General features: G+C 71.8%; 24 protein-coding genes. 14 read left to right on the forward strand and 10 right to left on the reverse strand.

Going from position 1 to position 23,849, the window contains the following annotated elements; all coding sequences use genetic code 11:
• The first annotated feature begins 230 nt into the window (after nucleotides 1–230).
• The gene (glmM, locus tag H4687_RS27735; RefSeq protein WP_046916489.1) at nucleotides 231–1,589 is read left to right on the forward strand and encodes a phosphoglucosamine mutase; all 1,359 of its coding nucleotides are present in this window, start codon (nucleotides 231–233) and stop codon (nucleotides 1,587–1,589) included.
• Between the two features lie 132 nt (nucleotides 1,590–1,721).
• Here the strand turns inward: glmM and H4687_RS27740 are convergent, their stop codons facing one another.
• Complete coding sequence (locus H4687_RS27740; protein ID WP_046916488.1) at nucleotides 1,722–2,651, reverse strand: DUF389 domain-containing protein; 930 nt, start codon at nucleotides 2,649–2,651, stop codon at nucleotides 1,722–1,724.
• Between the two features lie 31 nt (nucleotides 2,652–2,682).
• A complete protein-coding gene (coaA, locus tag H4687_RS27745; RefSeq protein ID WP_046916487.1) occupies nucleotides 2,683–3,672 on the reverse strand; it encodes a type I pantothenate kinase in 990 nt (329 codons plus the stop codon).
• A 206-nt stretch (nucleotides 3,673–3,878) separates the two neighbouring features.
• On the opposite strand from coaA, the gene H4687_RS27750 reads away from it, so the two are divergent.
• Nucleotides 3,879–4,121, forward strand: a complete 243-nt coding sequence (locus H4687_RS27750; protein ID WP_046916486.1) for a hypothetical protein — start codon at nucleotides 3,879–3,881, stop codon at nucleotides 4,119–4,121.
• A gap of 42 nt (nucleotides 4,122–4,163) precedes the next feature.
• Here the strand turns inward: H4687_RS27750 and H4687_RS27755 are convergent, their stop codons facing one another.
• From H4687_RS27755 to glmS, 3 genes are all read right to left on the reverse strand, one after another.
• On the reverse strand, nucleotides 4,164–5,606 hold the full coding sequence (locus tag H4687_RS27755; RefSeq protein ID WP_179860037.1) for an NAD(P)H-hydrate dehydratase: 1,443 nt from the start codon (nucleotides 5,604–5,606) through the stop codon (nucleotides 4,164–4,166).
• 268 nt (nucleotides 5,607–5,874) lie between these two features.
• Nucleotides 5,875–6,246 carry a holo-ACP synthase gene (locus tag H4687_RS27760; protein ID WP_028796463.1) on the reverse strand — a complete coding sequence of 124 codons (372 nt, stop codon included), beginning with the start codon at nucleotides 6,244–6,246 and terminating at the stop codon, nucleotides 5,875–5,877.
• 29 nt (nucleotides 6,247–6,275) lie between these two features.
• Nucleotides 6,276–8,123 carry a glutamine--fructose-6-phosphate transaminase (isomerizing) gene (glmS, locus tag H4687_RS27765; RefSeq protein ID WP_046912743.1) on the reverse strand — a complete coding sequence of 616 codons (1,848 nt, stop codon included), beginning with the start codon at nucleotides 8,121–8,123 and terminating at the stop codon, nucleotides 6,276–6,278.
• 215 nt (nucleotides 8,124–8,338) lie between these two features.
• Here glmS and H4687_RS27770 point away from each other — a divergent pair, with 215 nt between their 5' ends.
• From H4687_RS27770 to H4687_RS46655, 5 genes are all read left to right on the forward strand, one after another.
• Nucleotides 8,339–9,244, forward strand: a complete 906-nt coding sequence (locus H4687_RS27770; RefSeq protein WP_046912742.1) for a L,D-transpeptidase — start codon at nucleotides 8,339–8,341, stop codon at nucleotides 9,242–9,244.
• An 85-nt stretch (nucleotides 9,245–9,329) separates the two neighbouring features.
• A complete protein-coding gene (gene alr, locus H4687_RS27775) occupies nucleotides 9,330–10,490 on the forward strand; it encodes an alanine racemase (RefSeq protein WP_046912741.1) in 1,161 nt (386 codons plus the stop codon).
• Between the two features lie 227 nt (nucleotides 10,491–10,717).
• Nucleotides 10,718–11,965, forward strand: coding sequence for an alpha/beta fold hydrolase (locus H4687_RS27780; RefSeq protein WP_046912740.1), 1,248 nt, complete (start codon nucleotides 10,718–10,720; stop codon nucleotides 11,963–11,965).
• On the forward strand, nucleotides 11,931–12,455 hold the full coding sequence (gene tsaE, locus H4687_RS27785; RefSeq protein ID WP_078907583.1) for a tRNA (adenosine(37)-N6)-threonylcarbamoyltransferase complex ATPase subunit type 1 TsaE: 525 nt from the start codon (nucleotides 11,931–11,933) through the stop codon (nucleotides 12,453–12,455). Before H4687_RS27780 ends, tsaE begins: the two co-directional genes overlap by 35 nt.
• Before the next feature lie 162 nt (nucleotides 12,456–12,617).
• Complete coding sequence (locus tag H4687_RS46655; RefSeq protein ID WP_107082289.1) at nucleotides 12,618–12,812, forward strand: hypothetical protein; 195 nt, start codon at nucleotides 12,618–12,620, stop codon at nucleotides 12,810–12,812.
• Between the two features lie 125 nt (nucleotides 12,813–12,937).
• Here the strand turns inward: H4687_RS46655 and H4687_RS27790 are convergent, their stop codons facing one another.
• Nucleotides 12,938–13,498, reverse strand: coding sequence for a L,D-transpeptidase (locus tag H4687_RS27790; RefSeq protein WP_179860036.1), 561 nt, complete (start codon nucleotides 13,496–13,498; stop codon nucleotides 12,938–12,940).
• Between the two features lie 124 nt (nucleotides 13,499–13,622).
• Here H4687_RS27790 and tsaB point away from each other — a divergent pair, with 124 nt between their 5' ends.
• The 7 genes from tsaB to H4687_RS27825 all read left to right on the forward strand — a co-directional run bounded on the left by tsaB (nucleotide 13,623) and on the right by H4687_RS27825 (nucleotide 18,212).
• Nucleotides 13,623–14,288 carry a tRNA (adenosine(37)-N6)-threonylcarbamoyltransferase complex dimerization subunit type 1 TsaB gene (gene tsaB / locus H4687_RS27795; protein ID WP_046919624.1) on the forward strand — a complete coding sequence of 222 codons (666 nt, stop codon included), beginning with the start codon at nucleotides 13,623–13,625 and terminating at the stop codon, nucleotides 14,286–14,288.
• Nucleotides 14,285–14,785 (forward strand): ribosomal protein S18-alanine N-acetyltransferase, encoded by a 501-nt coding sequence (gene rimI, locus H4687_RS27800; RefSeq protein WP_020113860.1) that lies wholly within the window; start codon nucleotides 14,285–14,287, stop codon nucleotides 14,783–14,785. Before tsaB ends, rimI begins: the two co-directional genes overlap by 4 nt.
• A gap of 4 nt (nucleotides 14,786–14,789) precedes the next feature.
• The gene (gene tsaD, locus H4687_RS27805) at nucleotides 14,790–15,905 is read left to right on the forward strand and encodes a tRNA (adenosine(37)-N6)-threonylcarbamoyltransferase complex transferase subunit TsaD (RefSeq protein WP_334446244.1); all 1,116 of its coding nucleotides are present in this window, start codon (nucleotides 14,790–14,792) and stop codon (nucleotides 15,903–15,905) included.
• Nucleotides 15,902–16,159: a hypothetical protein gene (locus H4687_RS27810; RefSeq protein WP_046919626.1), complete on the forward strand. Its 258-nt coding sequence runs from the start codon at nucleotides 15,902–15,904 to the stop codon at nucleotides 16,157–16,159. Before tsaD ends, H4687_RS27810 begins: the two co-directional genes overlap by 4 nt.
• A gap of 84 nt (nucleotides 16,160–16,243) precedes the next feature.
• Nucleotides 16,244–17,038: a hypothetical protein gene (locus H4687_RS27815; RefSeq protein WP_050399459.1), complete on the forward strand. Its 795-nt coding sequence runs from the start codon at nucleotides 16,244–16,246 to the stop codon at nucleotides 17,036–17,038.
• 146 nt (nucleotides 17,039–17,184) lie between these two features.
• Nucleotides 17,185–17,970, forward strand: a complete 786-nt coding sequence (locus tag H4687_RS27820) for a helix-turn-helix domain-containing protein (RefSeq protein ID WP_078907654.1) — start codon at nucleotides 17,185–17,187, stop codon at nucleotides 17,968–17,970.
• Nucleotides 17,967–18,212, forward strand: coding sequence for a DUF397 domain-containing protein (locus tag H4687_RS27825; RefSeq protein ID WP_046919628.1), 246 nt, complete (start codon nucleotides 17,967–17,969; stop codon nucleotides 18,210–18,212). Before H4687_RS27820 ends, H4687_RS27825 begins: the two co-directional genes overlap by 4 nt.
• A 6-nt stretch (nucleotides 18,213–18,218) precedes the next feature.
• Here H4687_RS27825 and H4687_RS27830 read toward each other — a convergent pair whose 3' ends face one another.
• The 4 genes from H4687_RS27830 to H4687_RS27845 form a co-directional block, all read right to left on the reverse strand.
• Nucleotides 18,219–20,537: a beta-xylosidase/alpha-l-arabinosidase gene (locus tag H4687_RS27830; RefSeq protein ID WP_050399460.1), complete on the reverse strand. Its 2,319-nt coding sequence runs from the start codon at nucleotides 20,535–20,537 to the stop codon at nucleotides 18,219–18,221.
• 52 nt (nucleotides 20,538–20,589) lie between these two features.
• Nucleotides 20,590–21,435 carry a carbohydrate ABC transporter permease gene (locus H4687_RS27835; protein ID WP_046919312.1) on the reverse strand — a complete coding sequence of 282 codons (846 nt, stop codon included), beginning with the start codon at nucleotides 21,433–21,435 and terminating at the stop codon, nucleotides 20,590–20,592.
• Between the two features lie 64 nt (nucleotides 21,436–21,499).
• Nucleotides 21,500–22,405: a carbohydrate ABC transporter permease gene (locus H4687_RS27840; protein ID WP_046919313.1), complete on the reverse strand. Its 906-nt coding sequence runs from the start codon at nucleotides 22,403–22,405 to the stop codon at nucleotides 21,500–21,502.
• Nucleotides 22,402–23,766 carry an ABC transporter substrate-binding protein gene (locus tag H4687_RS27845; RefSeq protein ID WP_046919314.1) on the reverse strand — a complete coding sequence of 455 codons (1,365 nt, stop codon included), beginning with the start codon at nucleotides 23,764–23,766 and terminating at the stop codon, nucleotides 22,402–22,404. The genes H4687_RS27840 and H4687_RS27845 overlap by 4 nt, the downstream gene beginning before the upstream one ends.
• Nucleotides 23,767–23,849 lie beyond the last annotated feature (83 nt).

Here is a 23,849-nt window from a genome sequence, read left to right on the forward strand (position 1 = left end):
CCGGTGGCACGTACTCGTGCCGCCGGGGCGGTTTGCGTAGCAGGGCCGACCGTTCGTACGGGGGCTTACACGCAGACTGTCGGTACAACCCCGAAAGGGGGAGGACAGTCTCAGGGGATGTACTTGGTCCGGGGAATGCCGGGACACTCGGGGACAGCCGGTGCGGGACCGCCCGGTAGGGGACCATCAGGTACGAGCCGCACATTCTCAGCAATTCGGAGGACACCACTGTGGGACGACTCTTCGGCACGGACGGCGTGCGCGGTGTCGCCAACGCGGATCTGACGGCCGAGCTCGCGCTCGGACTCTCCGTCGCGGCGGCACACGTACTCGCCGAGGCGGGAACGTTCGAGGGCCACAAGCCGGTGGCGGTGGTCGGGCGGGATCCGCGGGCGTCCGGAGAGTTCCTGGAGGCGGCCGTCGTGGCCGGCCTCGCCAGTGCGGGCGTCGACGTCCTGCGCGTCGGCGTGCTGCCCACCCCCGCTGTGGCGTTCCTCACCGGTGAGCTGGGCGCCGACCTCGGCGTGATGCTCTCCGCCAGCCACAACGCCATGCCCGACAACGGCATCAAGTTCTTCGCCCGCGGCGGCCACAAGCTCGCCGACGACCTGGAGAACCGCATCGAGGGCGTGTACGAGGAGCACCGCACCGGGGCGCCCTGGGACCGGCCGACGGGCGCGGGTGTCGGGCGCATCCGGTCCTACGACGAGGGCTTCGAGCGGTACATCGCGCATCTGCTGTCCGCTCTGCCCAACCGTCTGGAGGGGCTGAAGATCGTCCTCGACGAGGCGCACGGCGCCGCCGCCGGGGTCTCGCCCGAGGTGTTCACCCGGGCCGGCGCCGAGATCGTCACCATCGGGGCCGAGCCGGACGGGCTCAACATCAACGACGGCTGCGGGTCGACGCACCTCGGGAAGCTGCGGGCCGCCGTCGTCGAGCACGGGGCGCACCTCGGCATCGCGCACGACGGGGACGCGGACCGGTGCCTGGCCGTGGACCACGAGGGCGACGAGGTCGACGGGGACCAGATCCTCGCGGTGCTCGCGCTGGCCATGCGGGAGCGGGGGGAGCTGCACTCGGACACCGTGGTCGCGACCGTGATGTCCAACCTCGGGTTCAAGCTGGCGCTGGAGCGGGAGGGGCTGCGGCTGGTGCAGGCCGCGGTCGGGGACCGTTATGTGCTGGAGGAGATGAAGGAGCACGGGTACACGCTCGGGGGCGAGCAGTCCGGGCACGTGATCATCTCCGACCACGCGACCACGGGTGACGGCACGCTGACGGGGCTGCTGCTGGCGGCCCGGGTCGCGCAGACCGGTCGTACGCTGCGGGAGCTCGCGGGCGTGATGGAGCGGCTGCCGCAGGTGCTCGTCAATGTGCCGGACGTGGACCGGTCGCGGGTGGGGTCGTCGGCGGAGCTGGCCGCGGCCGTGGCCGAGGCGGAGTCGGAACTGGGGGCCACCGGGCGGGTGTTGTTGCGGCCGTCCGGGACCGAGCCGCTGGTTCGGGTGATGGTGGAGGCCGCGGACATCGAGCAGGCGCGGGCCGTGGCGGGGCGGTTGGCGGATGTGGTGAAGTCCGCGCTCGGGTAGGTGCGCGGGTTAGGAGAGCTGCGGGGTTCTGTGCGTTCCGGGTAGGGGCGTGGGGTTCTGTGTGGTGCGGGCCGCGGGTTCGTCGTGGCTTGTCGCGCAGTTCCTCGCGCCCCTTCTGGTGTGCGCCCCTGGTCATGAAGTCCTGCGTTGCCTTGCCCACAGCCACTTCTGGAGCAGCAGGGTCAGGGTGCCGGCCAGGACGATGCCCAGGAGGTTCAGGAGCAGTTGCTCCGAGGAGCCCACCGTCTGCTGCGTGTCGCCGTAGGCCAGGGCCACCGCCGCGTTGGCCGCCGCCGGGACCGTGGTGACCGAGATGGCGACGCCCACCAGGGCACCCGACTTCGCCGAGGTGAGGGAGAGGGTGCCCGCGATGCCGGCGAGGACGGCCACGATGAAGGAGAAGGCGTCGGGGGCGTAGACGAAGGCGGTGTTGGGGCGGTCGGCCTCCAGTTTGGCCTCGGTGAAGTAGCCGAGGGCGTCCATGAAGAAGGTGAAGCCCACCGTCACCGCCATCGCCACGGCGAAGCCCACCAGCAGGGCGACGAACGAGCGGACGGCCAGGCGTGGATGGCGTTGGACGAGGGAGGTGCTGATGCCGGCCAGGGGGCCGAACTCGGGGCCCACCGCCATCGCGCCGACGATCAGGACCGCGTTGTCCAGGACCACTCCGCAGGCCGCGATCATCGTGGCCAGCGTGATGAAGGCGACGTAGGTGACGGAGAGCGTCGACTCCTCGTGGGTCGCGTCCGTCAGGTGCTCCCACAGGACCGCGTCCGCGCCCTCTCCCGGCGCGTCCTTCTCCGCCCGGTCGGCGCGCTCGGAGAGCGACAGGTCGATGTTCTCCACGGCGATGGAGCCGGTCCTGTCGAGGTCCAACGCCCGGAGCGCGCCGATCAGTTCGTCGCCCGCCTCGCGCGCCACGTCGCACATCACGACGTCGCCGACGGGGTCGCGGGCGGCGCCCGCCATGACGACGAGGTGGGTGGTGCCGACCGTGTCCTCGATCAGACGGACCACCTCGTCGGTCCGGTCGGACGGGGTGATCAGGCGCAGATGCAGCATGCCCGCAGGGTAGCGGGGCGCGCGTGCGGGCCTACAGCTTGCGCAGGCTGAGGCGACGCACCTTGTGGTCGGCGCCCTTGCGGATGATGAGGGTGGCACGGCCCCGGGTGGGGGCGATGTTCTCGACCAGGTTGGGCTTGTTGATGGTGCGCCAGAGGGTGCGGGCGTAGTCGAGGGCGTCGTCCTCGGAGACCTGGGTGTACTTGCGGAAGTACGAGTCGGGGTTCTGGAAGGCGGTCTGCCGGAGCTTCTTGAAACGGTTGAGGTACCAGCGCTCGATGTCGTCGGCGCCGGCGTCGACGTACACGCTGAAGTCGAAGTAGTCGGCGAGACCGACGCGGGTACGGCCGTCGCTGCCGGGGAGCGCGGGCTGCAGGACGTTGAGGCCCTCGACGATGAGGATGTCGGGGCGGCGGACCGTGAGCCGCTGGTCGGGGACGATGTCGTAGATGAGGTGGGAGTAGACGGGGGCCGTCACCTCGCCCTTGCCGGCCTTGATGTCGGCGACGAAACGGGTCAGGGCCCGGCGGTCGTAGGACTCGGGGAAGCCCTTGCGGGAGACGAGGCCGCGCTCCTGGAGGTCCTTCATGGGGAGCAGGAAGCCGTCGGTGGTGACCAGCTCGACGCGCGGGTGTTCGGGCCAGCGGGCGAGGAGTGCCTGGAGGAGACGGGCGACGGTGGACTTGCCGACGGCCACGGAGCCGGCGACGCCTATGACGAACGGGGTGCCCGACTGGGAGCCCTGCTCGCCCAGGAAGGTGTTGAGGGCGCCGCGCAGGCCGTCGGTGGCGCCGATGTAGAGGTTGAGGAGCCGGGACAGCGGCAGATAGATGTCCCGGACCTCGTCGAGGTCGATGACATCGCCCAGGCCGCGCAGCTTCTCGACCTCCTCGGCGTTCAGCGGGAGCGGCGTTTTTTCGCGCAGCGCGCTCCACTCGGCACGGGTGAGGTCGACGTAGGGAGTCGCCTCCGGCCTGGGCCGGTGGGCGCTCCGCGGCAACGAGGAGACCGGTGAGATCACAGTCCATTGTTAACGGAGTCTGAACAGGGTGACGGGGTGGGGTCCGTCACGCCGGGGCGCACGATAGCGGATCCGCCCTCACTGTGCGTGAACTGTGGCGAAGGTATGGACCTGGAATGGAGGGAGGACTAGCGTCCGGGCGGCCGGGAGGGAGCCGCCTCCCGGCCGATCCGGGGCTGCGGGCCCGGGGGAATTGAGGTTGTCTGATGCCTTTTGGTGTGCCTCTGCGCGTACGGGACGCGGTCCGGCGGGACGCTACGCGCGGTGACGCGGAGCTGGCCGGGCGGGTGTGCAGCGAGCTTTCGGCGGATCTTCCGGACGAGGATCTGGGCGAGTGTCCCTCCGACGCGATGGACATGTACCGGATGGGGAGCAAGCCCCGGTGCGAGGAATCCGAGTATCTGGGGATGGTGCGGGAGGCGATCGAGCGGATCGAGGAGGGGAGTTGAGCGGAGCGGGGCGGACCGGATCGAGGCGGAACGGGGCGGGCCTCAGGCGGTGATGTCCCGCCAGGCCGCCGGGATCGACTCCGCCACGTCGTGGGCGCCCGCCGGGGCGCCGTCGGCGGCGTAGCGGCCCGCCAGGCCGTGGACGTACGCCGCCACGCTCGCCGCGTCCAGGGGGGAGAGGCCGGCCGCCAGGAGCGAGCCCGCCAGGCCCGAGAGGACGTCACCGCTGCCGGCGGTGGCGAGCCAGGGGGTGCCGGTGGCGTTGACGCGGACCGGGACGTCCGGGTCCGGGGCCGCGATCAGGGTGGTGGAGCCCTTGAGGAGGACCGTCGCGTCGTAGGCGCGGGACAGGTCGCGTACGGCGGTGAGGCGGGAGGCCTCGACCTCCTCGCGGGGGATGCCGAGGAGCGCCGCGGCCTCGCCCGCGTGCGGGGTCAGCAGGGTGGGGGCCGTGCGGCCGCGGACCGTCTCGCGGTCGGCGAGACGGAGGCCGTCGGCGTCGAGGAGGACGGGGACGTCGGTGGCGAGCGCCTCGGCGACGGGGGCCGGGTCCTCGGCGGCTCCGGGGCCGGCGACCCAGGCCTGGACCCGGCCCGCCTTCTTCGGGCCCGTGTTCGAGACCAGGGTCTCCGGGAAGCGGGCGAGGACCGCGTCGCCGGCCGCGCCGACGTAGCGGACCGCGCCCGCGCCGCCGCGCAGGGCACCGGCGACCGCGAGGACCGCCGCGCCCGGGTAGCGGGCCGAGCCCGCCGCGATCCCGACGACCCCGCGGCGGTACTTGTCGCTCTCCTGGGACGGGTGGGGCAGGAGGGCGGCCACGTCGGTGTGCTGGAGGGACTCCAGGGCGGGGGTGGCCGGGAGGGTGTCCGCCAGGCCGATGTCGATCAGACGGACCGAGCCGGCGTGCTCGCGTGCCGGGTCGATGAGGAGGCCCGGCTTGTGGGTGCCGAAGGTGACGGTCAGGTCGGCGCGGACGGCCGCGCCGTGGATCTCGCCGGTGTCCGGTTCGATGCCGCTCGGGAGGTCCACGGCGACGACGATGGCGGGGGAGGCGGCGACCAGGGCGGCCAGGCGGGCGGCTTCTGGGCGCAGGCCGCCCTTGCCGCCGATGCCGACGATGCCGTCCAGGACCAGGTCGGCGCGGCCGATGAGGGCGGGGGCGGTCGTGGGGGCGGCGGTGGTGCCGCCTGCCCGGAGGAGGGCGTCGAGGGCGGCGGGGTGGGTGCGGTCCGGGGCGAGGAGTACGGCGGTCACGCCCGCGCCTCGCCTCGCCAGGCGGGCGCCGGCGTACAGCGTGTCGCCGCCGTTGTCCCCGCTGCCGGTGAGGAGGACGACGCGGCTGCCGTAGACGCGGCGGGGGAGTACGTCGGCGCAGGCCGCGGCCAGGCCTGCGGCCGCGCGTTGCATCAGGGCGCCGTCGGGGAGGCGGGCCATGAGGGTGCGTTCGGCTGTGCGGACGGTTTCTACGCGGTGGGCTGAGCGCATGGGATGAGTCTGCCTTGTGTGGGGGGCCTGGTGCAGCTGGGCCGGGGGTGCGTGGGGCGCCCTCCCCCGCTGCTGCCGGGTGGGGGTGCGTGGTCGGGTGCGGGTCCGGTGGGGCTTCTCGCGCAGTTCCCCGCGCCCCTGAAAGCAGGGGCTGCGCCCCGAGCTTTTCAGGCCCGCAGGGGTCTGGTCTTCAGGGGCGCGGGGAACTGCGCGACCAGCCCCCACGCACCCGCGCCCGACCACGCACCCGCACCCGCCTCACGCCCCCTCAGCCCTCCGCGATCACCACCGCCGACGCCACCCCCGCGTCGTGGCTCAACGAGATGTGCCAGGACTTGACGCCGAGCGCCGAGGCGCGGGACGCGACCGTGCCGGTCACTCGGAGGCGGGGTTGGCCGGAGGGCTCGACGTAGACCTCGGCGTCGGTCCAGCGCAGGCCGCTGGGGGCGCCGAGGGCCTTGGCGAGGGCCTCCTTCGCGGCGAAGCGGGCCGCGAGGGAGGCGGGGCCCCGGCGTTCCCCGCTGGGCAGCAGGAGCTCGCTCGGGAGGAAGAGACGGTCGGCCAGGCTGGGCGTGCGCTCCAGCGAGGCGCGGAAACGGTCGATCTCGGCGACGTCGATGCCGACTCCGATGATGGGCATGATCCGCACCCTACGGTGCCCCCGAGGCCTCACTCCACGGTCACGGACTTCGCCAGGTTCCGCGGCTGGTCCACCTCGTTCCCCCGCGCCGTGGCCAGTTCGCACGCGAAGACCTGGAGGGGAACCGTGGCGACCAGCGGCTGGAGCAGGGTCGGGGTCACCGGGATGCGGATCAGATGGTCGGCGTACGGGACGACCGCCTCGTCGCCCTCCTCCGCGATGACGATCGTGCGGGCACCGCGCGCGCGGATCTCCTGGATGTTGGAGACGATCTTGTCGTGGAGCAGCGAGCGGCCCGCCGGGGAGGGGACCACGACGACCACCGGCAGGTCCTCCTCGATCAGGGCGATCGGCCCGTGCTTCAGCTCGCCCGCCGCGAAGCCCTCCGCGTGCATGTAGGCCAGCTCCTTGAGCTTCAGGGCGCCTTCCAGGGCCACCGGATAGCCCACGTGGCGCCCCAGGAACAGCACCGTGTCCTTGTCGGCGAGGGTGCGCGCCAACTCCCGTACCGGCTCCATCGTTTCGAGGACCCGCTCCACCTCGCGGGAGATGCGGGAGAGGTCGCGGACCACCGCCCGGATCTCGTCGCCCCACTTCGTGCCGCGCACCTGGCCGAGGTAGAGGGCGACCAGGTAGCAGGCCACCAGCTGCGTCAGGAACGCCTTGGTGGAGGCGACGGCCACCTCCGGCCCCGCGTGGGTGTAGAGGACCGCGTCGGACTCGCGGGGGATCGTCGAGCCGTTGGTGTTGCAGATGGCGAGGACCCGGGCGCCCTGCTCGCGGGCGTGCCGCAGCGCCATCAGCGTGTCCATGGTCTCGCCGGACTGGGAGATGGCGATGACCAGGGTGTGCGGGCCGAGGATCGGGTCCCGGTAGCGGAACTCGCTGGCCAGCTCCACCTCGCAGGGGATACGGGTCCAGTGCTCGATGGCGTACTTGGCGATGAGGCCCGCGTGGAACGCCGTACCGCACGCGACGATGACCACCTTGTCCAGCTCGCGCAGCTCCGCGTCGCGGATGCGGACCTCGTCCAGACTCAGGGCGCCCGCCGCGTCGATACGGCCGAGGAGCGTGTCCGCGACCGCCTTGGGCTGCTCGGCGATCTCCTTGAGCATGAAGTAGTCGTAGCCGTCCTTCTCGGCCGCCGACGCGTCCCAGTCGACGTGGTACGAGCGGACCTCGGCGGGACGGCCGTCGAACGTCGTCACCGTCACGCCGTCGCGGCGCAGCTCGACCACCTGGTCCTGGCCCAGCTCGATCGCCGAGCGGGTGTGGGCGATGAACGCGGCCACGTCCGAGGCGAGGAAGGCCTCGCCCTCGCCGATCCCGACCACCAGCGGCGAGTTCCGGCGGGCGCCCACGACCACGTCCGGCGCGTCCGCGTGCACCGCGACCAGCGTGAACGCCCCCTCCAGGCGGCGGCACACCAGCCGCATCGCCTCCGCGAGGTCGTCGCACGAGGAGAACGCCTCGGCGAGCAGGTGGGCGACGACCTCGGTGTCCGTCTCGGAGACCAGCTCGTGGCCGCGCTCGGTGAGTTCGGCGCGCAGCGCGGCGAAGTTCTCGATGATGCCGTTGTGGACGACGGCCACCCGGCCCGCGTTGTCGAGGTGCGGGTGGGCGTTGGCGTCCGTGGGACCGCCGTGGGTGGCCCAGCGGGTGTGGCCGAGGCCGGTCGAACCGGTCGGCAGCGGCCGCCCGACCAGCTCCTTCTCCAAGTTGACCAGCTTCCCGGCCTTCTTCGCGGCGGCCAGGCCCCCGTCGGCCAGGACCGCCACGCCCGCGGAGTCGTACCCCCGGTACTCCAGCCGCTTCAGCCCGGCCAGGACCACGTCGAGCGCGGACTGCGCGCCGACGTATCCCACGATTCCGCACATATCAACCCCTGTGTCGTGCCGTTCGCGACCTGTCGTGTGCCCTGTGTGACTCTACGTGACGCCGATGGCGTCCGGTCAGCCCGCATATCGGGTGACTTCGCACGCGCATATCGGGTGACCGTACGCGCGGCGCCCCCTCCCGCGCGAGTACGGCACGTATCGCTGATCACATGACGAGCCGACAAATGACGAACAGGCCCATGAGGTTCAGGCCCATGAGGTTCCGCGCCCTCGCCGTGTTCCTGGCGGCCCTGGTGACCGCCCTTCCCGTCGGCACCGTCGACGCCGCCGCGGCCGGACGCGCCGCGCGCGAGCCCGCCGCCCCGTCCGGCGACGGCCCCCTCGTCCCCGGCGTGCCGCCCGGCCCGCACCAGCCCTGGCAGATCGACACGCCGGACCAGGCGCTGCCGCCGCGGGTGTACGCGCCCGGCGCGGCGGAGGAGGCGGTGGAGCCGAGGCGCGCGGCGGCCGGGACGTACGACCTCATCGAGTACGTGCCGCTGAGCGAGGCCCAGGCGTTCGCCGGGGCCGCGGTGACCTGCACGAAGCTGACGGGCCCGTACCAGAGGCAGGTCGAGCGGTATCTGCGGCGGAAGGTGGACGGGAAGCAGTCGCGGGCCGACTGCCTGGCGATCCGGGCGTTCCAGATCAAGCAGCGCATCAAGCCGGCGATCGGCTTCGCGGGGCCGGTGACCTGGGCGCGGATGCAGTTGCTCGCCGCCCGCAAGAACCCCAACGCGGCCGGGAAGTGCCCGGTGCGGACGTACCGCGTGGCGTGTGTGGATCTGTCGCGGCAGCTGACGTGGGTGCAGAAGGGGAACAAGGTGGTGTTCGGACCGGTGCCGATGCGCAGCGGGCGGAAGGCGTACCCGACCCGTGCGGGGTGGCACAAGGTCTACTGGAAGCACAAGAACCACTGGTCGACGCTCTACAACACGCCTATGCCGTACAGCCAGTTCTTCAGCGGCGGCCAGGCGTTCCACGCGGTGTACGGGTCCATCTACACGGAGATCGGGTCCATGGGGTGCGTGAACCTGCGGCTGGCGGACGCCCGGTCCCTGTGGGGGGTGCTGAAGACGAAGGACCGGGTCTTCGTGTGGGGGAAGCGGCCGGGGAAGTGAGGCGGGTGGGGGCGGGGTCGTTCGTACGTCATGGGCCGCGCCCGTTCGAAGGGGACTTCCGTGGCTCTGAGACACTGGGGCCGACATGAGTGAGACAGCACCTGCGCGGAGCGCGCCCCTGCGGGCCCGCGCCGAGATCGATCTGGATGCCCTGCGGGCCAATGTGCGCACGCTGCGTGCGCGGGCCGCGGGTGCCGAACTGATGGCCGTGGTCAAGTCGGACGCGTACGGCCACGGTGCGGTGCGGTGTGCCCGGGCGGCCGTCGAGGCGGGGGCGACCTGGCTGGGGACGGCCACGCCCGAGGAGGCGCTGGCGCTGCGGGCGGCGGGTCTGACCGGGCGGCTGATGTGCTGGCTGTGGGCGCCGGGCGGGCCCTGGCGCGAGGCGGTCGAGGCGGATCTCGATGTCGCGGTCAGCGGGATGTGGGCGCTGCGGGAGGTCACCGACGCCGCCCGTGCCGCGGGTCTGCGCGCGCGGGTGCAGCTCAAGGCCGACACCGGGCTCGGCCGCAACGGCTGCGCGCCCGGCGACTGGCCGGAACTCGTCGCCGAGTCGCTGCGGGCCGAGGCCGAGGGGCTGGTGAAGGTCACCGGACTCTGGTCGCACTTCGCCTGCGCCGACGAGCCGGGGCACCCCTCCATCGAGGCCCAGCTCACCCGCTTCCGCGACATGGTCGCCCACGCCGAGGAGCAGGGCGTCCGCCCCGAGGTGCGGCACATCGCCAACTCGCCGGCCACGCTCACCCGCCCGGACGCGCGCTTCGACCTCGTACGGACGGGCATCGCGGTCTACGGCATCTCGCCCAGCCCGGAACTGGGCAGCGCGGCCGACCTCGGCCTGCGTCCCGTCATGCGGCTCAGCGCCTCGCTCGCGCTGGTCAAGCACGTCCCCGGCGGCCACGGCGTCAGCTACGGACACCACTACGTCACCCCGGGCGCCACCACCCTCGGCCTGGTCCCCGTCGGCTACGCGGACGGCATCCCCCGGCACGCCTCCGGCGCCGGGCCGGTGCTCGTCGGCGGCAAGTGGCGGACGGTCGCGGGCCGCGTCGCCATGGACCAGTTCGTCGTCGACCTCGGCGGGGACGAACCCGTCGCCGGGGACGAGGTCGTGCTGTTCGGGGCCGGTGACAAGGGCGAGCCGACCGCCGAGGACTGGGCGCAGGCGGCCGGAACCATCGCCTACGAGATCGTGACGCGCATCGGAACCCGCGTCCCGCGCGTCTACGTCGATACGGGTGAATGAGCGGGCACGTGCGGCCACGCGTGCGGCCCCCGAGGATGTGATCACGGGTCTCCGGCGCGGGTGCGCCGGAGTGTGATCCGGGGCACGTCCGGGTGCGGGCATGAGCGGTCGGTGCCCGAACACGAGTAAGTGAAAGACGAAGGACTGGAAACTCCGTACACATGTGCGGAGCGCCAGCGGTAGCGGGATCCACAGCAGGACCGGACGTCGGCGAAGAGGAGCGGGACGTGAGCGAGAGCAGCGCGGAGGCCGTGGAGGCCGTCGCGAGCGCGGCCGCCGCCTCGGCCGCGTCCGGCGACGGGATCTGGCGCAGAGCGGGTGTCGCCGGGGCGGCGATAGGCGTGGTCGCGGCGGGCGCGGCGGCCGGCGTCGCCATAGAGCGGCTCACCGTCGGGCGCGGGATGCGCCGCAGGGCCCAGCTCGCGCTCGACTCCACCGGCCCGTACGGGGGGCTGCGCGGCACCCCCGGCAAGGCGTACGCCGACGACGGCACCGAGCTGTACTACGAGGTCGACGACGTCGAGCCCGAGGCCGGGCTCTCGCCCCGCAGACGCCGGCTGTTCGGCCGCAAGGCCCCGGCCCCGGTCACCGTCGTCTTCAGCCACGGCTACTGCCTCAACCAGGACTCCTGGCACTTCCAGCGGGCCGCGCTGCGCGGTGTCGTGCGGACCGTGCACTGGGACCAGCGCAGCCACGGCCGCTCCGGCCGGGGCGTGGCCCAGGTGCAGGACGGGCAGCCGGTCACCATCGACCAGCTGGGGCGCGACCTCAGGGCCGTCATCGACGCGGCGGTGCCCGAGGGGCCCATCGTGCTCGTCGGGCACTCCATGGGCGGCATGACCGTCATGGCGCTGGCCGCGCACTGCCCGGAGCTGATCCGCGAGCGGGTCGTCGCCGTCGCCCTGGTCGGTACGTCGTCGGGGCGGCTCGGCGAGGTCAACTTCGGGCTGCCGGTCGCGGGCGTGAACGTGGTGCGGCGGGTGCTGCCGGGGGTGCTGAAGGCGCTGGGGCAGCAGGCCGCGCTGGTGGAGCGGGGGCGGCGGGCGACCGCCGATCTGTTCGCCGGGATCATCAAGCGGTACTCGTTCGCCTCGCGGGACGTCGACCCGGCGGTGGCGCGCTTCGCCGAACGGATGATCGAGGGCACGCCGATCGACGTGGTCGCCGAGTTCTATCCGGCGTTCACCGAGCACGACAAGACCGAGGCGCTCGCGGCCTTCGCGGAGCTGCCGGTGCTCGTGCTGGCCGGGGTCAAGGACCTCGTCACGCCGAGCGAGCACAGTGAGGCCATCGCCGATCTGCTGCCGGACGCGGAACTGGTGCTCGTCCCCGACGCGGGGCATCTGGTGATGCTGGAGCACCCCGAGGTGGTGACCGACCGGCTCGCGGACCTGCTCACCCGTGCGGGGGCCGTGCCGGCGGGGGCTACGGTAAGTGGCTATGGAAGCGCCAGCAGCACCGCACGTCCCGGGTGAGTCCGGGCCTTCTCTGCGGATCACCGTACATTCGCCCGCCCGGATGCTGGAGCTGGGCCGTCGCCTGGCCAAGCTCCTGCGCGCGGGCGATCTCGTGATGCTCAACGGGGAGTTGGGCGCCGGGAAGACGACCCTGACCCGGGGGCTCGGGGAGGGGCTCGGGGTGCGGGGTGCGGTCACCTCGCCGACCTTCGTCATCGCCCGGGTGCATCCGTCGCTGGTGGAGGGGCCGCCGCTCGTCCATGTCGACGCGTACCGCCTCGGCGGCGGGCTGGACGAGATGGAGGACCTCGACCTCGACGTCTCGCTGCCGGATTCGGTGATCGTGGTCGAGTGGGGCGAGGGGAAGGTCGAGGAGCTGACGGACGACCGGCTGCATGTCGTCATCCACCGGGCCGTCGGCGACACCACGGACGAGGTACGCCATGTGACCGTCACCGGACTGGGTGAACGGTGGGGGGCCGTGGAGCTGGGCGTGCTCGCGGCGTGACGTTCCGCCCGGGTGGGGCGTGGTGCTGCGCCGCGCTCCCGCCGTGGGTTCCGACGGGGTGTCGGTAAGTGTTGCGCAGGTCGTCCTCGGCGTGGTCACATGGTGACCAGTCCTTGGTTAGGTCTACCTAACTTGGTTCGCCGGTTGCACCAGGAGGCGTCCATGTCGACAGCGGAACGTAGGCCGAGGCCCTCCGGGGTGGGCGAGGTTTCGATGCGGGACCTTCTGGCTTCCTGTGCGGCGGCGAGGGTGGTTTCCACCCCGCCGCCTGCTCCACCTGTGGCTCCACCTGTGACTCCGCCGGTCAAAGGCGAGGGGCGGCGGGGTGGGCAGAAGCGGTGCCGTGAGGCTGCCTAGCGCTCCGGGAGGGGTGGTCTCGGTCGTGAGCGCGGCTGCGGGTGGGTGGGGGCTGGTCGCGCGGTTCCCCGCGCCCCTGAACGGGCCGGCGATCCCCTGACCGGTGACTGAGAAAGCAGCCGGGGCTACTCGACCACCACCACCTTTGTGCCGATGCCCGCGAACTGCCACATCGCCTTGCCGTCCTTGCGGGCCTCTCGGATGCCGCCCGTCCTGGTGGCGGGGTCGGGTTCGGGGGTGGAGCCGTCCACCGCCGCGCTGAAGCCGATGGAGACGCCGTCGACCGTGGCGAAGCGGACGACGTTCTCGATGGGGGTGCCGTCGGAGCCGGTGACGGCGGCCGAGCGGGACGTGACCGTGTAGGTCGCGGGGGTGGGGTCGACCGTGCTGGGGGTGACCTCGAAGGTGCGGGTGACCTTCTCGTTCGCGCCGACCAGCCAGACGCGGTCGTCGTCCAGGGAGTAGACGACGCGTTCGCCGGCGCCCGAGTCGTCGGGCAGGATCTTCTCCGTGTCCTTCTTCCCCTTGCCGGGGGTCTTGGACTTCGGAAGCGCCGAGGACTTGGAGGGGGACGGTTTCCCGAGGTCGTCGGGCACGTGCGCCGACGCCTGATAGGCGAGGAAACCGACTGCGGCGACGGCCGCCGCGGTGAGCCCGGCCACGAATACCGAGCTGCTACTGGCCACCTTCTGCGTCCACCTCTCGTACCCACGTACGCCTTTGAAGCACGTCTGTGCTGTGACGGTAGCAGCAGAGGGGACGTGTACCGGGTCGGCCGTGGCCCGGCCCGAAGCGCCGTAGGCTGTTTGCGTGCTCTTGCTCGCTCTGGATACCGCCACCCCCGCCGTCACCGTCGCGCTGCACGACGGGACGGACGTCGTCGCCGCGTCGAGTCAGGTGGACGCCCGGCGCCACGGGGAGCTGCTGCTGCCCGCCGTCGACCGGGTTCTCGCCGAGGCGGGCACCCGCCTCGACGCCGTCACCGGCATCGTCGTGGGCATCGGCCCCGGCCCGTACACCGGGCTGCGCGTCGGCCTCATGACCGCCGACACCTTCGGCCTCGCCCTCGGGGTCCCCGTCCACGGCCTGTGCACCCTCGACGGGCTCGCGTACGCGGCCGGCGCCGAGGGGACGGTCGAGGGACCGTTCGTGGTGGCGACGGACGCCCGGCGCAAGGAGGTGTACTGGGCGCGGTACGCGGACGCGCGGACGAGAACCACCGAGCCGGCCGTCGACCGGCCCGCCGACATCGCCGGCACGGTCGCCGGACTGCCCGCGGTCGGCGCCGGGGCGGTCCTCTACCCCGACACCTTCCCGGACGCCCGCGGACCCGAGCACGTCTCCGCCGCCGCCCTCGCGGCCCTGGCCGCAGAGCGGCTCGCGGCGGGCGGGGAACTGGAGGCGCCCCGGCCGCTGTACCTGCGTCGGCCCGACGCCCAGGTGCCCAAGAACTACAAGGTGGTCACCCCCAAGTGACGACCCCGGTGCTGCGCGAGATGCGCTGGTGGGACATCGAGCCCGTCCTGGAGCTGGAGAAGGACCTCTTCCCCGAGGACGCCTGGTCCCGCGGCATGTTCTGGTCGGATCTCGCCCACGCGCGCGGACCCCACGCGACCCGGCGGTACTACGTCGCCGAGGACGCCGACGGACGGATCATCGGCTACGGGGGCCTGGCCTCCGCCGGGGACACCGCCGACGTACAGACCATCGCCGTCGCCCGGGAACACTGGGGCACCGGCCTCGGCGCGCTGATCCTCACCGAGCTGCTGCGGGCCGCCACCACGTTCGAGTGCGCCCAGGTGATGCTCGAATGCCGGGTCGACAACGTCCGTGCCCAGAAGCTCTACGAACGCTTCGGCTTCGAGGCGATCGGCTTCCGCCGCGGCTACTACCAGCCGGGGAACGTGGACGCCCTCGTCATGCGCCTCAACGACCCTTCCGCATCCGTACAAGGAACCGAGATCAATGGCTAGGTCCATGGCTGACGAACCGCTGGTTCTGGGGATCGAGACCTCCTGCGACGAGACCGGTGTCGGTGTCGTGCGCGGGACGACCCTGCTGGCCGACGCGATCGCGTCCAGCGTCGACGAGCACGCCCGCTTCGGCGGGGTGGTGCCCGAGGTCGCCTCCCGCGCGCACCTGGAGGCGATGGTCCCGACGATCGACCGCGCGCTGAAGGAAGCGGGGGTGAGCCCGAAGGACCTCGACGGCATCGCGGTCACCGCCGGGCCGGGCCTCGCGGGCGCCCTGCTGGTGGGCGTCTCGGCGGCCAAGGCGTACGCGTACGCGCTCGGCAAGCCGCTGTACGGCGTCAACCACCTCGCCTCCCACATCTGTGTCGACCAGCTGGAGCACGGGGCGCTGCCCGAGCCGACGATGGCGCTGCTGGTGTCGGGCGGACACTCGTCGCTGCTGCTGTCCACCGACATCACCTCGGACGTACGGCCGATGGGCGCGACGATCGACGACGCGGCCGGCGAGGCCTTCGACAAGATCGCCCGTGTGCTCAACCTCGGGTTCCCCGGCGGCCCGGTCATCGACCGGTACGCCAAGGAGGGCGACCCGACCGCGATCGCCTTCCCGCGCGGCCTGACCGGCCCCCGCGACCCCGCCTACGACTTCTCCTTCTCCGGCCTGAAGACCGCGGTGGCCCGCTGGATCGAGGCCAAGCGGGCGGCCGGCGAGGAGGTGCCGGTGCGGGACGTGTCGGCGTCCTTCCAGGAGGCCGTCGTGGACGTGCTGACCCGCAAGGCCGTGCGCGCGTGCAAGGACGAGGGCGTCGACCACCTGATGATCGGCGGCGGGGTGGCCGCCAACTCCCGCCTGCGGGCGCTGGCGCTGGAGCGCTGCGAGGCGGCCGGGATCCGACTCCGGGTGCCCCGGCCCAAGTTGTGCACCGACAACGGGGCGATGGTGGCCGCGCTGGGCGCCGAGATGGTCGCGCGCGGGCGGGCCGCCTCCGACTGGGACCTGTCGGCGGACTCGTCGCTGCCGGTGACCGATCCGCATGTGCCCGGACGCTCCGCCGGACACGGTCACGACCACGGCCACGACCATGTGCACGAGGTGAGCAAGGAGAACCTGTACTCGTGACCGTCGCGCTGATGTGGGAGGCGCGGGCGGTGGCCGGGCGGGGGGAGGAACTCCTCGCCTGGGCGCGGGCCCAGGAGCTTCCCGTGCGGCCCCTGCGGCGCGAGACGTTCAGGGCGCCGCAGGACCGGGTGCTGGTCATCACGTGGTGGGACGCGGCCTACGCCGCGGAGCTGCCCGAACTGCCCGAGCCGGGCCGGGAGTTGGCCGATCGGTCGGTCCACCGGTGGAGGTTCGAGTCGGCGGGGACGGACTGACCGGCGTGTTCCTTCGGCGGACCGGATCACGCGTGGCTCGTCTGCAATGCTGCGCGGATGAGCAAATCATGGAAAGGAACCGTCATGGACGGTTCGGGCATCACGGTCCCGGCGTCGGGTGTGACGCCGATACATGTGCTGTGCGCTGTCGGAGTGGGCCTGGATCCCGAGATACTCACCCGGGCGGTCGAGGAGGCGGGAGCAGGGGAGTTCACGGTCGAGGAAGTGCAGCATGAGCCCGATCCCCGGATGCGGGAGGCGTTCGACGCCGCGTTGGGTGCCCGAAGAGCCACCCAGGACGACGAGTTCGGCGACGGCGACTGGGCCGCGGTGGATGCGCACGACTCGGTTGCCTTTGTCCTGTCGCCGCCGATGTCCCAGTTCAGCGCCTTCGAGGTCTCCCGGCGGGCACTGGCTGTCACGGCCGCTCTGCTGACCAACGGGGCCACCGCAGTGAAGAACGATTCCAGCGGTGTGGCCTGCGGGCGCGAGCGGTGGCTGGCTCTGGCGGACAGGGCCGCAGCCGCTGAGAACATCGACGAACTGGCGATCGCCCTGTGCGAGGCATGGGTGGTGCCGGCCATGCTCGACGGGGACGCCTTCTACACCTGCGGCATGCATCTCCTCGGCGAGGCCGACGTGGAGCTGGTGCCCGGACGCGCCGTGGAACCGGAGCTGTTGCCCGAGTGGCTGACCACCATGGACGTCGCGCGGTACTACCTGCTGACGGAGCAGCCCTCACACGGCATCAGGGACGGCGAGGGGTTCCGCATCACCCCGGACGCGCGCCGCTGGATCATGCACCGTGTCGAGTGCGAGCTGGAGGAGGACGACACCTTCCACAACCCCTACGGCCGCTGGCGTCTCACCCCCGCGTAGCGCGTGCCGGCGGGCGTGTACGGGGGGTGGGGTACGCGGCTGTTCGGTGGACGGTACCGTGACCGGACGGTCACGCTGGGTAGAGGGTGCACGGTGTGGAGTGGGCGGCGCAGGGGCCGGGCGGTGAGCCCGAGTCGTCGGACAGCATGCGGGCGTTCGGGGCGGTGGTGCGGGCGCTGCGCGAGCATGCGGGGGTGAGCCGGGAGGAGTTCGGGGCGCTCGTCCATCTGTCCCGACACTCCGTCGCCTCCATCGAGCTGGGGCGACGGCTCGCGGACCAGCGGTTCGTGGAACTGGCGGAGGAGGCGACGGGCGGCACGGGGGCGGTGCGGGGGGCGTTGCGGCACATGGCTCGACAGCCGGGGTTGGCGGCTTGGTTCAGGACGTGGGCGAGGCTGGAGCAGGAGGCCGTGTATCTCGCCACGTACGAGTGCCGGTTGGTGCCGGGGCTGTTGCAGTCCGAGGGGTACGCGCGGGCGGTGTTCAGCAACCGACTTCCGCCACTGTCGGACGAGCAACTGGAGGCGCAGGTCGCGGCGCGCATGGAGCGGCAGCAGATGTTCCGGGAGCGCCCCAACACCTCGTTCGGCTTTGTCGTGGACGAGCACGTCGTCCGGCGTCGATTGGGTGGCGCCGACGTGCTGCGTGGCCTCCTCGATCACGTGCTGGCAAGTGCGCGGCTCCGCAACGTGGAAGTCCAGATCATCCCGCTCGAACGCGAGGCGCACACGGGGCTGGACGGCCCCCTGGCGCTGCTGGAAACGCCGGACGGGCGGCATCTGGCCTATGCGGAGGGGCAGGAGACCGGGCGGCTGGTGGCCGACGCGAAAGAGGCCGCCGTTCTGCGTCGCCGATATGCGACACTCCGCGCACAGGCCCTCACCCCGCTGGATTCCGTGGGTCTGCTGGAGCGGATCAGAGGAGCGCTATGAGCACCACCGAACTGGCCCGGTTCAAGTCCAGTCACAGCGGAACGCAGGATGACAACTGCGTCGAAGTCTCCCTGGAATGGCGCAAGTCGACGTACAGCGGTACCGCCGGCGACAACTGCATAGAGATCGCCCCCACCACCATCCACGTCCGCGACTCCAAGGACGCCACCCGCCCCCATCTCGGCCTCGCCCCCTCCGCCTGGGCCCCCTTCGTCGCCTTCGCGGCGGCCCAGGCGGACTGAGCACCCTCAGTTCTGTACGGCCCGGACCTCCGTCTCGCAGTGCAGCCGGCGGTCCGGGCCGACCTCGTGGACCGGGCCCGTCAGGGTCAGCCGCGCCCGGTGGCGGATGTCCACGCTCGACGCGCCCAACCGCAGTTCCAGGTCGCCCGGTTCGACCACGAGCCGTCCCGAGCGGGCCGCGAAGGACGACACGTCGGAGTGGAAGCGGAAGGTGACCCGCCGGGCGGCACCCGGCTCCAACTCCACGCGCCGGTAGGCGATCAGACGGACGTCGGGGCGGGTCACCGAGGCCACCGGGTCGTGCAGATACAGCTGGACGACCTCCGCACCCGCCCGCTCACCCGTGTTGCGGACGGTCAGCGACACGTCGTACGCGCCGTTCCCGTCCGTGGTCATCCCGGTGCCCTCCTCCGCGAAGTCCGTCCACGCGAACGTCGTGTACGCACCGCCGTGCCCGAAGGGGTACAGCGGGGTCGGATCGATGCTGCTCGCTCCGCCCAGCAGGCCCATCGGCGGCTGGAGGTACGTCCACGGCTGGCCCCCCGGCCGTTGCGGGACGCTCACCGGGAGACGGCCGGACGGGGAGACACGGCCCGACAGCACGCCCGCCACCGCCGGGCCGCCCTCCTCCCCGGGGAAGAACGCCTGCACCACGCCCGCCAGTTGCCCGTGCCAGCGGCCGAGCGCGTACGGGCGCCCGGTGAGCAGGAGCGCCACCACCGGCGTGCCCGTGGCGAGCAGCGCGTCCAGCAGTTCGGACTGGACGCCCGGGAGCCGTAGATCCTCCGCGTCGCAACCCTCACCGGAGGTACCGCGGCCGAAGAGGCCCGCCCGGTCGCCGAGGACCGCCACGCAGACGTCCGCCTCGGACGCGCGGGCGACCGCCTCGGCGAAGCCGCCGGTGTCGTCGCCGTCCACGTCGCTGCCCGCCGCGTACGTGATCTTCGCGTCCGGGAGTTCGGTGCGCAGCGAGGCGAGGACCGTGGGGATCTCGATGCCCAGGGGGGTGCCGGGGTGGGCGGGCAGGACGTGGGAGGGGAAGGAGTAGCAGCCGAGCATGGCGAGGGGGTCGTCGGCGCGGGGGCCGACCACGGCGATACGGATGTCGGGGGCCAGGGGGAGGACGGCGTCGGGGTTGTCCAGCAGGACCACCGACTCCTCGGCCAGACGGCGGGCCAGGGCGCGGTTCGCCGTGGAGTCGAGCCTGATCCGGTCCTCGGCGGGCTCCGGCGTCCAGTCCTCGTCCAGCATGCCCAGCTCGCACTTCTGGAGCAGGACCCGGTGGGCGGCCCGGTCGACCAGCGCCTCCGGGATCTCGCCGGCGCGGACCGCCTCCAGCAGGGGCTCGCCGAAGCAGCGCAGGGACGGCAGTTCCACGTCGAGGCCGGCCGCCAGCGCCGCGTGCGCGGCCTCCGCGCGGCTTCCCGCCACGCGGTGGTTCGTCTCCAGGAAGCCCACGGCGAAGTAGTCGGAGACGACCGTGCCGGTGAAGCCCCAGGTGTCGCGCAGGAGTGCGGTGAGCAGCTCGGGGTCCGCCGAGACCGGGACGCCGTCCGTCTCCGTGTACGCGGCCATCACCGAGCGCGCGCCGCCCTCGCGCACCGCCATCTCGAACGGGGGCAGGGTCACGTCCGCGAACTCCCGTACCCCCGCGCGTACGGGCGCGTGGTTGCGGGCGCCGACGGAGGCGGCGTACCCGGCGAAGTGCTTCAGCGTGGCCACGATCCCGGCCGACTCCAGGCCACGGACGTACGCCGTGCCGACCGTGCTCACGAGGTACGGGTCCTCGCCGATCGTCTCCTCGACCCGCCCCCAGCGCGGGTCGCGGACGACGTCCAGGACGGGGGACAGACCCTGGTGGACGCCGACGGCGGCCAGGTCGTGGCCGATGTGCCGGGCCATCTCCTCCACCAGCGCCGGGTCGAAGGTCGCGCCCCAGGCCAGGGGGACCGGGTAGGCGGTCGCGTGCCAGGCCGTGAAGCCGGCCAGGCACTCCTCGTGGGCGACGGCGGGGATACCGAAACGGTTCGCGGCCATGATGCGGCGCTGGACGCGGGACAGTGCCACCGCGCCCAGCGCCGGGTCCACGGGCGCCGTGCCGAAGACACGGGTGAGCTGGCCCAGACCCCGGGTGATCAGCTCGTCGAAGTCGAACGACTCGGTCATGCCCTGCTCGTCGGGGGCGATGTCCTCGCCGGTCGAATCGCTTTTCACCCACACGCCGTACAGCTGGGCTGTCTTCTCCTCCAGGGTCATCCGGGAGAGAAGGTCGTCGACCCGGGCCGTTGCGGGCAGGGCGGGGTCGCGCCAAGGGGCCGTGGTCATGAAACTCCTTTGGTGGGTTGGTGAGTTTCAGTCGCGACGCTGCGATGAAGGGTCACTTGCCGCCCACTCCCATCAGCCCGCCGACCAGTGCCCGTCGCGCCACCAGGTACACGGCGAAGATCGGGATGCCGGACAGGACGACCGAGGCGAGCAGGGCGGGGATGTTGACGCCGAACTGGCTGACGTAGTTGAAGAGTCCGAGGGTGAGCACGCGCGGGCCGTCGGACTGCGTGAAGATCAGCGGGAAGAGGAAGCCGTTCCAGGCCTGGAGCGCCGAGAAGATGACGACCGTGCTGATGCCGCCCTTGGCCAGCGGGATCGTCAGCTGGAAGAGCGTCCGCAGGGGCGAGGCGCCGTCCAGGGCCATCGCCTCGTACAGGTCCTCCGAGACGTCGCGCAGGGTGCCGACCAGGACCAGGACCGAGACCGGCATCGCGAAGGCGGCCGTCGGCAGGATGACGGCCAGGAGGGTGTCGTAGAGGTCGAGCTTCGCGATGAGCAGATACAACGGCACCACCACGGCCTGCGCCGGGATCGCCACGCCCAGGAGGAACAGGCGGAAGGCGGCGTTCGACCAGCGGTCACGGGTGCGGACGGTGACGTAGGCGAGGGGGATGGACAGGGTCAGGACGATGCCCACCACCGAGACCGCGACGATCGCCGTGTTGCTCAGCAGATGGCCGAAGCCGCTGGTGAGGACGGTGTTGTAGTTGTCGAGGGTCGGGTCCGTGGGGGGCTTGAGGGGGTTGCCGGTCAGGGCCTTGTCCGCGCCGGTGAGGGACGCCGACAGCATCGCGTAGATCGGGACCAGGACGATGACCAGCCAGACGAAGGCGCCGAGACCCGCGACCGGGTTGGGCCGTCGGGTCCAGTGCCGTCGGCGCCGGGGTGACTCCATGGAGGGGCTCCCGTCCGGCTGCCGGGTTTTCGTGGGGCGCGCCAACGTGTCGTGTGACACTGCGTCACATCCCTTCGCGGGTGCTGCGCATGGCGCCGAAGCCCGACAGCCGGACCAGGACCAGCGAGAGGCCCGTCGCGGCGATGACGAGGAACGACGCGATGGCGCTCGCGTAGCCGAAGTCGTACGTCTTGAAGCCCGCCTCGTACATCAGGTACGGCAGGATCGCGGTGTCCGTGCCGGGGCCGCCCTTGGTGAGGATCAGGACCGTCTCGAAGTACGTCAGCGAGCCGACGACCATCAGGACCGTGGACGTGGTGATCGTGTGCCGCAGCTGCGGCAGCGTGATCGAGAAGAACTGGCGGTAGCGGCCGGCGCCGTCGATGGCGGCGGCCTGGTAGAGGACCTCGGGGATCTGGCGGGCCCCGCCCTGGTAGATCAGGGTGTGGAAGGGGATGAACTGCCAGCCGCCGACGAAGACGATCGCGAGGAACGCGCCGCTCTGCGAGCCCAGGGTGTCCGCCTGGATGATGCCGAAGTTCGGGTCGAGGAGGGCGTAGAAGAGGATCGCGATGGCGGTGGAGGAGAGCAGGAACGGCACGAAGAACACCGCGGAGAGGATCGCGCGGTTGCGCTGCCGGCCCGCGGCCCAGACGCCGAGCAGCAGGGCGACGACCGTCTGGAAGACCCAGCTGGCGACCGTCAGGACGACGGTCAGCCACAGGGACTGACCCATCCGGGGGTCGTCGAAGAGTTTCCGCCAGTTGTCGAGACCGACCGGTCGCGGGTCGCCGAGGCCGTCCCAGCTGGTGAAGGAGAGGTAGAGCGCCAGGGCCATCGGGACGACCGCGAAGAACGTGAAGAAGAGGACACCGGGAAGGGCCCAGGCGGCGTGCGGACGGCCGGCACGGCTCGCGCGGAGTACCGGCCCCTTCCGCGCCGCCGGGGCCTTCTCGACCGTGACGGTCACTTCAGCCCCTTGCACGCCGTCACGAACTCGCTGGGCGAGGACTTGCCCGCGAACAGCTTGCCGATCTCCGTGTGCATCCTGGTGCCGAGGCCGTCGCCGAGCGCCTGGTCCCAGGAGAGCGTGAACGCGGGGGCCTTCTGCACCATGTCGTACTGGAACTTCGCGTACTCGGGGTTCGGCGCGGAGGCGAGGAGGGCGGCCGCGTTCGAGGTGGTCGGCACGTCTCCGTTGTCGATCAGCGCCTTCGCGTACGCCTCCGAGGCGCAGTCCTTCAGGAAGCCGACGGCCAGGTCCTTGTTCTTCGTACGGGCGTTGACGGACCAGTAGTTGGTGGGGTTGCCGACGACGTTGCGGACGTCGCCCGTGCCGCCCTCGACGGTCGGGAAGGGGGCCCAGCCCAGGTCGCTCTTGGCGAAGTCGGGGAACTTGCCGAGCTGCGTCGAGTACTCCCAGGAGCCCATCAGGTGCATGGCGGCCTTGCCGCGCGCGAAGACCGCGGGGGCGCCGCCGTTGACGTACGACACAGAGGTGAACTTGGAGCCGAAGGCGCCGTCGTCGATGAGTTCCCTGACCAGTTCGGCGGCCTTGAGGATCGTGGGGTTGCCCCAGCCGTCGGCGTCGCCGTCCTGGATGCGCTTGAAGACCTGGGGGCCGCCGAGACGGTCGACCAGGTACTCCAGCCACATCAGGTTGGGCCAGAGGTCGGAGCCGCCGAGGGCGAAGGGGGTGATCTTCGCCTTCTTGAGCTTGGCGTTGTTGTCGAGCAACTGGTCCCAGGTGGCGGGGGGTTGGAGCTTGTGCTCGGCGAAGACCGCCTTGTTGTAGAACAGGATCACCGGCTGCATGCCGCGCATCGGGATGCCGTAGTGGCGGCCCCCCAGGTCGCCGGCGGACAGGACCGAGGGCAGGAAGCCGTCCTTGAGGACCGGGTCGTCGTCGATGATGTCGGTGAGGTCGACGAGCTTGCCCGCGTCCTCGTACGGCTTGATCGAGCCGCCGCCCCAGTTGAAGAAGATGTCCGGGGAGCTGGGAGAGCCCATCGCCGTGCGGAGCTTGGGGGAGTAGTCGGAGCCGGGGACCTTCTGCAGTTTGATGGTGCCGCCGGCCTTCTTCGCCGCGGCCGACTTGTTGAACCGGTCGACGCTCGCCTGCTGGACCTTCACCGCGTCGTCGCCGTACACGAACGCGGTGAGCGTCTTGCCGTCCCCGCCGCCCGCTCCGCCGCCGGAGCCGCAGGCGGTGAGGCCGGTGCCCAGTCCCGCGGTGAGCAACGAGGCGGAACCGGCGCCGAGGAACCAGCGCCTGCTGAACGGCCTGGTGGCCGCGCTGTCGCCGGTGACCTGGCCTCTACTCGACTCCATGAGAGCACCCTTCGCGCATGGTCGGACGTATGAATCTCTGCGAATGTTTCGGCTGGTACTTCGAATGTTCCGGGAACGTATGG

The organism is Streptomyces stelliscabiei (assembly GCF_014873495.1).
Taxonomy (GTDB): domain Bacteria; phylum Actinomycetota; class Actinomycetes; order Streptomycetales; family Streptomycetaceae; genus Streptomyces; species Streptomyces bottropensis.